Below are 12,447 nucleotides of genomic sequence, written 5' to 3' on the forward strand. Positions count from 1 at the left end.
TTGACTACTTAATTTATGTTATGAAGGTGGATTAGTGTGGATGGGGGGGTGGGGTGGAGGATTCAGTGGCTTCGCGGCGGGGCGTGGCTGCGCGGGGCGCGGTGGGCGGCGGTTCTCGATCCGCGGCAGGGGTTTTGCTTGCTTTTACATGCCTCTTTTCGCATTTTCTCGATTAGAGGCATGTATCTTAGCTTGTTTTTACATGCCTCTTTTTGCACTTTCTCGATTAGAGGCATGTATTTTAACTTGCTTTTGCATGCCTCTTTTCGCACTTTCTCGATTAGAGGCATGTATTTTAACTTGCTTTTACATGCCTCTTTTTGCACTTTCTCGATTAGAGGCATGTATCTTAGCTTGTTTTTACATGCCTCTTTTTGCTCTTTCTCGATTAGAGGCATGTATTTTAACTTGTTTTTACATGCCTCTTTTTGCTCTTTCTCGATTAGAGGCATGTATTTTAACTTGTTTTTACATGCCTCTTTTCGCACTATCTCGGTTAGCGGCATGTATTTTAACTTGCTTTTACATGCCTCTTTTTACACTTTCTCAATTAGAGGCAGGTGCCGAGCACAAAAAAACAGTGCTGCTCAAAATTATTTGAAGCAGCACTGTCTATGATCATCATTTATCCTATCATTCGGAGTCGTCGCCGTCGCCATCGCCTGAGCCACCGTCGCCGCTATCACCTTCGTCGCCGTGGTACTCTTCGGTAGGCGCTGCGTCTTCGGATATGCTCTCGCCGCCGTCATCGTCATCTCCGTCGTCTCCGGAGTCGCCGGAATCGCCCGCGTCGTCGCCTGAGCCACTATCATCGTTTCCGTCATCGCCGCTGTTGTCGAGGGTGTCATCGTTGTCGTCACCGCCGTCGTTTCCGCCTGCAAGGGCGTCATCGTTGTTGTCACCGCCATCGTTTCCGCCTGCAAGGGCATCATCGTTGCCATCGCCATTGCCTTCGCCACCGAGCTGGTCGCTGCCTGCCGCGTCTTCGTTGCCCGCGCCTGTTCCGGCGCTGTCGCCTATTTCATCGCCTATTGCGTCGCCTATTGCATCGCCTGTGCCCGCGCCGTCGCCGGACATTCCTTCGTTGGCTGCGTCGCTAGGTCCGGAAGCGCCTTCAGATGCTGCAAGGCCTGCCTCGTCGGACTCGTCACTGGAAGCTAGTCCTGCTTCGTCAGAGGATGCAACTGCTGCGGCATCTTCAATTGAAAGTCCGCTTGAAGCCGCTGCTGCAGCTTCTTCCTCTTTCTCTTCCTCAGCTGCACGTCTCTCTGCTTCCTTCTCTTCAAGCCATCTTGCAAGTGTTTCTTCCTTGATGCTGTCTACATCAACGGTTTCTTCATCTATATCTGTATTGTCGTAATCAATGCTTCCGTCAGCAGATACGACGAATATAGCTGAATCATCTCTATTAGTTGCCACGTAGCCCTGGAGGTAATCTTCTGTGTGGACGATAATGGTTGGTATGAGCTCCTCGTCGCTGCTATCGTCATCAGAGGTCGCGCTGCCATCTGCGCCGCTGCCGCCGCCATCGTCGGAACCCGCGCCTGCTTCAGAGTCGCCGGAGGCTGAGTCGTCGCCGGAATCGCTATCATCGCTGTCGTCTTCAGGCTCGATAACTTCAATATCCGTCACGCGCTCGCCGATCACAGGTCTGAGCTCAACAAGTGAGTAGATGTAACTTTCTCCAAAAGCGTCGGTAATCATGTCGATTAGGGCCCATGTCCTGGGCTCCTCGTCTTCGCTTGAAGGTATATCAATACTATCCGCTCTATCTGTATAGTCAAGGTCATGATATAAAGTGTCGCCATAGAAGTAGAAGTCTATCGGTCCCTCTTTGACGTCGCCGTCACCCGAGCCGTCCGAGCCGCCCGAACCACCGCCGCCGTTACCCGAGCCGCCACCACCGCCCACGCCATCGCTTCGGATGACCTGCAAATGCAGGTAGTAGTCCGCTGCGGCGGTGAGCTTGAGTTCAGCTTCGATTGCGGAGGCGAGGTCGTCGTCGATGATGAGGTTACCGTCGGTGTCGACGAGTTCGAGGCCGGAGGCGAGGTACACGCCTTTGTAGTGGCCTTCGGAGGAGTCGCTTGTGACGATCCTTCCGCCGACGTCGCCGACGTTAAAGACTTCGGTCTCGGCTTCGCGATCCGAATAGAACTTGCCGTCTTTATAGAATACAAGCGCGCTGTTGCCGTTTCCGCTTATCACGATCTCTCGGGGCGTCATATCCCATTCCGCGTCGATCTCGAGGCTCTCAACGCCGCCTCGCATGTAGCCGAGGATCTTATAAAGTGAGCCTGAGCCCGTGATGAGATTGCCTTCCTCGTCTGTCAGGAAGTACCTTTCCTTATCGGACGCTGAGACAACGTCATACGCGCGCGTAAGGGCGTCAACTCGTCCTTGGAGCTCGCTCTTTCTCTTTTCATCGTCGCACTGCGATATTGCCTTATTAAGGCCCTTGATCGAGGCATCAATCATGGTCAAAAGAGATTCTTTATCCATGGAAAAGCCCGTAAAATCATAGCCGTATTTTTCCATCCCGCCGACATCGACAGGGAGCGAAACATCGCTCTGCGCCGTCGCTTCAACGTAGCTGGCCATGAAGAAAACGGCCATGGCCAATAATGAAGTTATTCTCAAAAATCTCTTTTTCATAGGCGTTACCTCTTACTGATTCGCACTTATGATACCAATGTTACTGAGTATGTCCTCAGCCTTTGTGGGCTGGTAGAAGCGCCTTCCGGGTCTTACAACCTGGTCGATACCGGGTATTGCACTTACGCTGCTGTGCTTATCCGAATCGTAGAACATAAAGCTTGTCGAGCCGCCAAACGAATCGCCGCTCTTCTTATCTCTTCCTACTATCTCTCCCGCGAATGTCCTGTATGGAATGACGAGCCTTGGATCATCGGAAGGATTAGCCGTCACTTCCTCGCTCATCAAAATGTGTCCCGTAGCTCCCGTGCCGTTTTCGGCCTTTACCTTTCCTTCGCAGTCGCCGCAGATACCGCCGACGTGCGTTCCCTTAAGGTTGCTGTTCGCCGCAGAGGTTCCTTTGACATCGAGATCTCCAAACAGGAATCCGATCATACCTCCGACGTATCCGTCAAAGCCTTCGGACCTTACAAGCATGCTTGTTTCGCCCAAAGAGCCGTCTTCCGTATACGCTACGCTGCAGTTGTCAAAAGATATATCGCCGCCGGAGCAACCAACGAGGCCGCCGCAGTAGCTTATTTCATTGGTCTCGGGCTCCCAGAGAGCCACAAGCCTTATATCGTCCCTAACAAGATTTCCGTGTACATATTCTTTGGTCGTAGGATTGCCGTTCTCAACAACCATCCATCCCGAGAAGATAAACGTATTCTTTTCAGGATCAACCGGTCTCGTCGCTGTCGTAGGGATTATTGAAGAGACGTTCTCGACATAATATGTCTTTTCATCTCTTGTTACCCTGTGGAATACGCTGTTCGAGTTATCGGGATAAACCGTATCCTTCCAGGTTCCGCCGTCAAGGTCGTACTCAACAACGTAGTCGCCCGCGAGCATCGCTTCGCAGCTGTCCGTGTAAGGCTCTACAACGTACAGGCTCACATCCGAGTCAAAAACTGTTCCCGGAAGCTTAGCAATATTATTCTGAGTGGACGCCGTTCCGTCCTCGTTATTAACTGAAGAATCGCTGTAGCCATAGCCTGTTGTAAAGCGCGTCCTAGCGAATCCCTCGCTCATAGCCTTCGTGATACCGATACGAGGCGTTCCGCTTGAATTCGTGATCGCACCCGTGATCGTGATAGTGTGCTTAACACCGCCCGCATCTGCCGGAAGCTCGACGTTGTTGACAACGGAAGCTGCCGAATTCTCGTAGATATACGGGTTGTCGCGAAGATTGAACGTAGCGCCGGAATTAAAGTAGATTCCTCCGCCCGCCGTGTTCGCGCTGTTGTATTTGATCTCAGGGCTGCCCGTAACGGTGAGGGTACCGCCGCTCGAAATATAGATACCTCCGCCGTAATCCGCAGCGTTATTGGTGATCGTACCTGCGCTGATATTAGCCGCATGACCAACCGTAACCGCGCCGCCGATGTCAGCCTTGTTATTCGTTATATGTCCGCCGTACATGTTGAATGTACCCGAATCCGTCGCATATACAGCGCCGCCGTCGCCGCCTCTGTTACCTGCGATATTTCCTCTGTACAGGTTAAAAGAGCCACTCTCTACCTTTACGGCACCGTGCGAAGAAGCACCTGTGATAACGCCGCCGCTGACCGTCTTTTCCTGACCGTCCACGGGACTTGTTATCGATCTGTCATCGTCTCCGCAGTCGGTGAGCTTAAGCTCCGCCCCGTCGGAAACCGCGATCATTCTGGAATCTCCGCCCTCCCAATTTATCTTTTTACCGTTAAGACAGAGAGTTATATTCTCATCAACAACCCACGTGCTTGTGAGGTTGACGTCGTTCTCAAGGTAGTAGCTTCCTGCCGAAGTGGGAAGGCTGTCGTCGTTTACCCACCTTCTGAAAGCGATATTGTCATCGTCGTCATCGTGATGAACGCCGTAGATATCGTGCCTGTGGTCAGGCGCCACGAGCTTGGCCTCATTTCCGTCGTGGATGACGTCGTACTCGTTACTGTCGGATATGAAGTACTTGGCGGGATCGACGTCCTTATTTTCGCCGTCGACGTAGCCGTAGCCTGTTGTAAAGAAGCCCGGATCCTCCATGCGGATGCCTACCCTTGTACCTGACAAAAGAGGATTCACAACCGTGAGCTTCCTTCCACTCTTAAGGTAGACATTGCTCCTCGTTCCGCTTTCGGTATTCTGCGAAATATAGATCTTTCCTTCTATCTTCACGGTTCCGCTCGAATAATAAACGCCGTGATCTTCGTTTCTTATGATGCTTCCGCCGTAGATCTCAACGGTCGCGGTATTGGAAACATAGACGCCGGCTCCCGTGTTGTCGGAAATCTCTCCGTTGTAAAGCTGCGCAGTTCCGTTTGTTATCTTGATTCCGTCGCCGTCATTTTCAGTGATGACACCGCCCGACATCTTGAAGGTACCGCCGGTTATGCTTATGCAGCCTTTTTTGCCGCCCGTGATCTTACCTTTTCCGTGCGTGCTCGCATTACAGTCATCGAGTTCAAAAGAGCTTTCGAGGCCCACTACGATAGGAACCTGGCTGCTGTCGTTGACTGCCGTGAGGACATAGCCGTTAAGACAGAGCGTTGTATCTCCCTGAACTACCCACGACTTTGTAAATGTCGTATCGACGGTGAGATAATACTTTCCACCAGCGGGAAGTGTTGTCGGGTCGAATTTGTATACGCCGTCCTCAAGATACAAGCCGAGCGTTACATCGATAGGAGTCCATCCCGCGCCGTGATCGTGTACCGCCCACTGCGCATACAGAGTGACATCCTGAGTTATTGTCTTCATGTCGCCGATGTTCCAGAACTCGCCTGTTCCGTCAACGACGGGCTTTGTGTACCATCCCGCAAAGACGCAGCCGGTGCAAACGTACTTGCACGCGAATTTATCGTCCGTGAGCTCAACCTGTGCTCCGGGCATCGTAGGCACATCAATGAGTATCGATTTCATCGTTCCTGAAACCTTGCCACTGATAACGCCTGTGTCGTTCCTTGTAAATGTGATCTTTCTCTTAGCTGTGGAATTGTTTATGACAAATATGGAAAAAGAGTCCGCTTCAAAGGTAGCCACAATATCTGCGCCGCTCGTAGATATTCCGCCCACGTTTTCAATGGATTCATCTATGACTTCCGATTTTTCATCTATGGATGCGACCTTTTCAAGCTTGGTCCCTGCGCTCTCATCGATGTGATAGACATCGACAAGAAGCTTGTCGCCGTTGTCCTTAGCCTCTTTTGCCTTATCCTTCATGGTGATCGAAAGGCTGATGGGCTTTATGGGCTCAACGTCGTTGCCGTTGACATCCTTAAATCCGATATCGAGGTATTCAAGGCTGTCTTTTGGCATGTCGCTCTTATTTATTGCATCCTTCTGGCCGGAGCTGAGTGACGCCGCAGAGACACTCTTCGCGTAGAAGCCGGCTCTTTTGTCAAAAGCTCCCAAAGGGATGATTGCCTTGACTTCGTAGCAGGTTCCGGCTATATCCTTGGAGACGGTCCACTGCTCGGAAGGATAGTTCACGCCCGAAGCCGCGTTGGGGTTCTCTGTAAGGAAATTGGTACCGTCAAAGTAAACTTTATTGAAGCCGCCGTTTCCGTCGTCGAGATCGACCGCAATGACGTCAGTGAGCTCGTCAAAGAACTGAAGCTCTTCGGCGGCGTAGGCTATAACCTCGAAAAGGCCGAAGTTCAGCACAAGAACAGCTGACAAGATCAGTGTCATCAGCTTCTTTTTGATGCTATTTCTTTTTCCCGTACTGAATCTCTTCATAGTCCGCCCCTCATAAAATATGAATCAATTCAATCAGTATCCGCCCATAATAAAAATTAAATCAATTCTATCAGTTTCCTGGTTCCGGAACCGTCACGATGTAGCCGGTCGGAATGTCCTCGCCTTCCTCGTCCGTCTCTTCACCCGTTATCTCAACTCTGCAGTTTTTGACGGTCGAATCGTTCATCATTATTCCCGAAAGTGCGCCGCAGGATGCGATGACGTTGTCCTCATCTCCGTCCGCGCCGACCTTCTGGATGCCGGTTATCTGAGGATCTATGAGGATCAGGTTGTTGATCTCGCTTCCCCAGAATATCCTAAAGAGTCCCGTGCAGTATCTGTCGTAGACCGTGGTTCCGTTTACCGTCACGTTGTAGCTTCCGGTCGGGAGATACGATCTTGGAACTACTGCCGTCTTGCCCTCGTTAAATTCGAGCACTGCGCTCTTTGAAAGGTCCGATTCATCGATCTTAAGATTGAGGATCTTGTGAGGCTGTGCCTCCGCCTCGCCCTCGTTGAGCGCGTCGTACTTATCAATGTATTCGTTCAATATCGGAGTAAAATATCTCGATTCTCTCTCCGATGCTTCGCTCATCGTATAGCAGTCATACCACAGGAAACGCTCATTTTCCTTGGGCTCCTCGCCGGTGACTGCCGCGTTAAAATCAATATCTTTTGTCTGGACAGCGTTTATAGGTCTCTCGCCGAAGCTGTCGTAAAGGCTTCCCGTCGCTATGGAATCGACGATGCCGCTGCTCTCATCAAGGTTCTGAAGGTGCCTTGCGTAGGCGATAAATGCGTTGTACTTGCCGGATTTAACGCCGGTCTTGATCTTGCCCTCTTCCGTGCTGATGCCGTTGTCGTAGGCAAAAAGGCTGTTGTCGGAAGCTGTCGCACTCGCCCTAAGGAGCGCGCCGTCTATGATGACTTCGCCGTGTCCTTCGTAATTTGCATAGGTCGAAACGTCGACCTTGACTGTCACGTTCTCGCCGGGGTAGAGGTATGCGTTCGCATCGTCCGCGCCGCTCTCATTGAGCCTTGCGGCAACTCTGCCGACGGGGATCCACGATACGTCCTTAAACACATCGTCGGATGAAGGAAGCGATCCGTTCTTGGAGAACTGTCCCGCGAAGCTACTTAGCTTGCCGTTTTGTTCATTTACGCCCAGGGCGTCGAGCAAAAGAGGTATCTTCGTGTATTCAAGGGTATCGATGTAGGTGCCCCACTGCGCAAATACCATCTTGTTCTTACTTGTTTCGCCCTCGATCTCGACTCTTATAAGGAGTTTTTTGTTCTTGATCCTGTTGTTGTAATTGGGGCCCTGCGAAGGGAATACGATCTCGATGTTGCTAAGAAGCTTATCCGAGTTAAAAAGACGTCTCTCTCCGCCTACGTAATGTCCGACCCTTACGTTTATCTTATTTCTTACATCATTGTCGATGATGGCTTCTGCGAGCTTGTCCTCTGAACCCTCGCCGTCAGATACCTGATAATATCCGACATGGCCCTTAAAGGTGCTCTTTCTTCTCTCATCATCTCTTATGATGTCCATGTTCGCTGATGTGTAGAGCTCATCGATGTGGTACTTGTTCGTATCTGTCAGGTAAACTACCGAGTACACGCGGAAGTTCACGGGATCGAACTCAAGTAAGATTCCGTTTTCGAAGAGCTCCGGTGAAAGGAGCTGTCCGTCCGCGGTAAGGAGCTTTAGCACCGCGTCGCTTCCAAGCTTCGCTACGCCTTTTTCCTGACCGATGACAAAATACTCTACGTCGATATCTATGTATTCGCTGTCGTTGACCTCGCTCTTGATGCGGATGGTCTTGCCTTCAAGGATGCCGGATGCTGATGATCCGCCCATTAGCATGTCCTGCGTAACTCCGTCAAAAGCGTAGATCTCCTGCATCCTGTTCTGGAAAGCCATGGCGATACTCTCCGCCGTTCTGTCGGCTGCTGCCTGCCTGTTGTTCTCAATGTATGAGCTGACAAAAGAAAAGCCAAGAGCGAACAAAACCACAAGTATCGCTACGACGATAAGCACCTCTGCAAGTGAAAAGCCCCTGTTATTCAGTTTTCCGGTTGTCTTATCCCCTCTCATAAGAAAGCCTCACCTTTTATCTAAGCCTCACCTTTTATCTAAGCCGGTCACCTTTTATCAACTATGATAGGCACCGCCAAAAAATAATTCTCTGAAAGTACGTTTTCTTCCTTGTCTACCACCTTTATATGGACCTTAAACGCGTCGTCCTCAAACTTTATGCTCATACCTGCGGATAGCTCATATTTGCCTGTTTTCGTCCTGTATGCGCCCTCTCCTGCTATGTCAAACAAAGGGCTGCTGTACAAAACAGAACTCTCGCAGATTCTGCCGTACGGGCCGTCATCCGATGCATTTACGTATCCGATGATGTCGCCGGATTTATCTACTACGGAAAAATGCGCTCCCGGTCCGAAATTATGGGAATCGCTGTTAAATAATATCTCTCCGTGGTCGCCCTTTTTTATCTCTCCGCCTACTACTGCGACCTTAGAGCTTGAAAGCTCGCTCATAGCATATTCCGAAAGCTCACTGCAAAGCTCCATGGAAGCTGATATCTGCGCGCTTTTCTGATATCTGTTAACTGCAAGTGAAACGGTCGCGGTCAAAATAGACGTTGCAAGAAGTATGATGACCGTTGCTGCCAAAAGCTCCGCAAGCGAAAAGCCTTTGCGACTTCTGATAAGTCCGTATGCTCTTTTGACTTTGCGCTTTATACTCATAGGCTTTAGTTATCCTCAAATTCCGCTGACCAGTAATAGTACTTCTCCCCGCTCTCTCTTTCTGCCTCGTAGACATTTATATCGGTGGCTCCGTAGCCGAGCGCTCCGCCCGCCGCATGATCGAGCTCCATTGATACGCTCTTGTCGCTGTTTTCAATGTAGATCGTCACGCCTGCTGCCTCGCTGACACTGACCTCTTCCTTGTCAAAAAGATCGTTCTTCGTGCCCGCATTAACTTTTCCGGAAGCAACAATAGCCCCCGCGAGTATCACCATACCCATGGAAGCGATAATCAGTGAAATCAGGGTTTCCGCGAGTGTTTCACCTCTTCGTTCATTAAGTTTATTGAATACGGATCTTGTGAACTTACCCAAATCCATCCCCCTCACACTGCCGGTTTCTTTGGTCTCTATCGAGCAAGCTGCCGGTTTCTTTGGTCTCTATCTAGCAACTGTCAATTTCCTTTGGTCTCTATCGAACAGTCTGACCAGGTATAATCCTTGCCGCCGATCCCGTTTTCCTCGGAGCTTACCGCAAAGAATAATGTCACCGTGCTCTTGTTTATCTCGCTCTCATCTATGCCTTCTCTTCCGTCGCTAAGTACAACCTCTATGTTATTGTTATCGTCATTTTTGGCCGATATTTTCACTCTCAAAGGATCTGTTTCCGGATCCGCTCCCGATGAGATATACCAGGTCATTTCATTTCCTGCGCCCGATACAAGAGTCTTAAATTCCTCTTCAAAAGAGCTTTCTCCAAAGTTCTCTTTTTCTTTTTCCGAAAGCTTTCCTAGTTCGCTCTCACTTACTCCCGCAGGGCCGTATCCGACCACGTATTCACCGCTTCCTTCATCATAAGAATAGCTGCATCCGTTAAAAAGCATTCTTACGTAAGATGCAGCTGATGATAACGCAAGATCGGACTGGTAACTATCTCTTTGTCTTGCAACCGTTTTTGCGCTGTTTAACGACGCGCTTATGAGTGCCACGCCGATCAGCGCGGAAGCAAGCAGCACGCCAAGTGCAAAAACAAGCGTTGCCCCTCTTTTTTCATAAAATATCTTTCTTATCATTTGCTCTTACCATCCGCGGGGAGTTCAAGATCTTCAATACCGCCGTATACCGTCTCATAGAAAGTTGCCGAACAATCAATGGTTATATCTTTTTCGAAGAGATCTTTGTCGACCTCGTTATCTCCTTTTCCGGATTTATCAAAGCCAACGCTCATATCTCCGATGATGCAGCGTATATCACTGCCTTCGAGCTCTTTTATTATCTTCTTGGCATCTTCATATCCCGATACGGTAAATGACAACGAGAACTTCCTTCTAAGCTGCTCTTTGTCTCTTGATATCTTGGAGAAATTTATGTGATATTCCTTGGTGCTGGCAGTCAGAATATCCTGCAAATAAGATATCTCCTGCTTTTCATAGTTATAGCTAGGCATGTATGTGTACTCAGGTGTGCCTTCAACTATGGAATCCATCTCTTTTTTCATCTTCTGGATCTCTTCCATTTTTACTTCAGCCTCTGTTATCTCAAGCTCAAGATCTGCCTGTTTTTGCTCAAGACGCTTGATCTGGCTGATCGAAGGTTCATACACATAGAAATAATAGGCTGCACCGATCATTATCAATGCCAGTATTAAAAGAAGGAATTTTTCTCTTGTTGTTAGTTCTCTGTTTAACTTCTTAAGCACCGGTTTTCTCCTTATTTGATCTTGATCATAGTGATCTTCATCTGCACATCTACTATCTCATCCGAATTCTCTGTATCTTCGGTCTTACTTCTCTGAACATCGCTTACGCTGACCGCATCAACAAATTCTGTTCCTTTAAGCTCTTCTATTATTCCTACAAGCTTATCTACCGAATCAGTGGTAATGGCAACCGTAAGCTCGTTGCCCTTTAAGCTGTAGCCGTTTAGCTCAAACTCTCTGTTCTTGAAAAGCTCTATTATCTCCATCGGAACGATCCTGTTGACGTTGCCTTTTTCTTCATCGGTCATGTAGTGCCAGGTGTAGTGATAATAAAGTTCCGGAAGGTCTTTCTCGGCTTCAAGCGTTGCATTGTATTTATCAAGCGTTTCTTGTACCTGAGCAACCTCCGCCTTTTTCTTATTTACACTTTGCATAAGATCGTATACCGCAAATTTACCGAAGAGAGAAGCAAAGATCGCTATCACCAGAAGTCCACAGAAAAGGCCTTTCCAGTTGATGACCCTCTTCTCAAATATTTCAGTAAAGTCTACATAGTTCTTAATATGAGAACCCTGGTTTTGATCCTTTAACAGAATTCCCATTGCAATCGAAACTATACTAAAATTCTCGTTTGTGAACTGAGGGAACGCTTCCTCGAAAGTGTTCACGTTCATATTCAGTCGTTCTTTTAAAAGTTCGATAAACGGAGGGATAAGTGCTCCTGTTCCGTATATAAGGACCTCATTGAGCCTTGAACTCATATCCGACATCTCGTAGTAGTTTATACCCTTCATAACCTCTATCGAGATATCCTTATATGCATTAATGGCTACTTCGGAATTTACACAGTCTTCATAATTGGTCCTTACATAGGTCCTTGCAAGTTCCATCTCAATGTTGCGATCTTCAGCAATTGCCTGGAACAAATGATTCTCACCGATATCAATTACCTGAGCGAGCTTAAATTTATTATCCTTAAAGATCTGGAATCTGATAGCTCTGTTTCCGATATCAAGGAAACATCTTTCCTTTTTCCTCTCTTCCTCAGTCGGGAACTCTTTTAAATATCTCTCAAGTATGCACACCTCAGGAACCATCTTGCATAGCTTGAGTCCTGCCATCTGCAGTATCTCGTCTACAGTCTCGTAGTACTCTTTGGATATGGCAACTCCCAAAAGTTCCATGGAATCGGGAACTCCGTCACCATCCGTATCGACAGTTTCTCTAAGCTCATAATCATAAAGGTAATCCTTTAATTCTCCGCTTATACTGTCTCTGAATTCATAAGGAAGATTTATCCTAAGCTGTTCATCACCCATCTTGGGAAGCTTTATATTTCTTGTAAGCACTCGAGCGGTTCCTATAACGAAATAGGCTTTCTTTCCTCTGAATTTTTTCTCTTTCATGGTCTCTTTTATAAAGGCCGCAAAGAGATTCTTGGAAACGATCTGGCCGTTATTTATTATGTTGTTTGGAATATCAACCCACGTAGTCTTTATCTCTTTTCCCTTGTACATACTAAGAGAAAGTCTTCTGTGTGCTGTATAGATTCCGATGACTTTGCCTTTTCCGAACATT

General features: G+C 48.5%; 9 protein-coding genes. All 9 read right to left on the reverse strand.

Annotation, left to right across the window (positions count from 1 at the left end; genetic code table 11):
• Positions 1–62 precede the first annotated feature (62 nt).
• Entirely contained in the window at positions 63–506 is a 444-nt protein-coding gene (locus D6853_RS05845) for a hypothetical protein (RefSeq protein ID WP_120657108.1), read from the reverse strand.
• Positions 507–633: 127 nt separating this feature from the next.
• Positions 634–2,655 (reverse strand): hypothetical protein, encoded by a 2,022-nt coding sequence (locus tag D6853_RS15230; RefSeq protein ID WP_147367716.1) that lies wholly within the window; start codon positions 2,653–2,655, stop codon positions 634–636.
• 12 nt (positions 2,656–2,667) lie between these two features.
• The gene (locus D6853_RS05860) at positions 2,668–6,411 is read right to left on the reverse strand and encodes an InlB B-repeat-containing protein (RefSeq protein ID WP_120657111.1); all 3,744 of its coding nucleotides are present in this window, start codon (positions 6,409–6,411) and stop codon (positions 2,668–2,670) included.
• A 70-nt stretch (positions 6,412–6,481) separates the two neighbouring features.
• Positions 6,482–8,509: a prepilin-type N-terminal cleavage/methylation domain-containing protein gene (locus tag D6853_RS05865; protein ID WP_120657112.1), complete on the reverse strand. Its 2,028-nt coding sequence runs from the start codon at positions 8,507–8,509 to the stop codon at positions 6,482–6,484.
• Positions 8,510–8,556: 47 nt separating this feature from the next.
• Positions 8,557–9,171: a type II secretion system protein gene (locus D6853_RS05870; protein ID WP_120657113.1), complete on the reverse strand. Its 615-nt coding sequence runs from the start codon at positions 9,169–9,171 to the stop codon at positions 8,557–8,559.
• Positions 9,172–9,176: 5 nt separating this feature from the next.
• The gene (locus D6853_RS05875; RefSeq protein ID WP_120657114.1) at positions 9,177–9,545 is read right to left on the reverse strand and encodes a type IV pilus modification PilV family protein; all 369 of its coding nucleotides are present in this window, start codon (positions 9,543–9,545) and stop codon (positions 9,177–9,179) included.
• Positions 9,546–9,625: 80 nt separating this feature from the next.
• The gene (locus tag D6853_RS05880) at positions 9,626–10,243 is read right to left on the reverse strand and encodes a pilus assembly PilX N-terminal domain-containing protein (protein ID WP_120657115.1); all 618 of its coding nucleotides are present in this window, start codon (positions 10,241–10,243) and stop codon (positions 9,626–9,628) included.
• Positions 10,240–10,869, reverse strand: a complete 630-nt coding sequence (locus D6853_RS05885; protein ID WP_158588678.1) for a type II secretion system protein M — start codon at positions 10,867–10,869, stop codon at positions 10,240–10,242. The genes D6853_RS05880 and D6853_RS05885 overlap by 4 nt, the downstream gene beginning before the upstream one ends.
• Before the next feature lie 11 nt (positions 10,870–10,880).
• The gene (gene pilM / locus D6853_RS05890; RefSeq protein WP_120657117.1) at positions 10,881–12,446 is read right to left on the reverse strand and encodes a pilus assembly protein PilM; all 1,566 of its coding nucleotides are present in this window, start codon (positions 12,444–12,446) and stop codon (positions 10,881–10,883) included.
• Position 12,447 lies beyond the last annotated feature (1 nt).

The organism is Butyrivibrio sp. X503 (assembly GCF_003625475.1).
Lineage (GTDB): Bacteria > Bacillota > Clostridia > Lachnospirales > Lachnospiraceae > Butyrivibrio.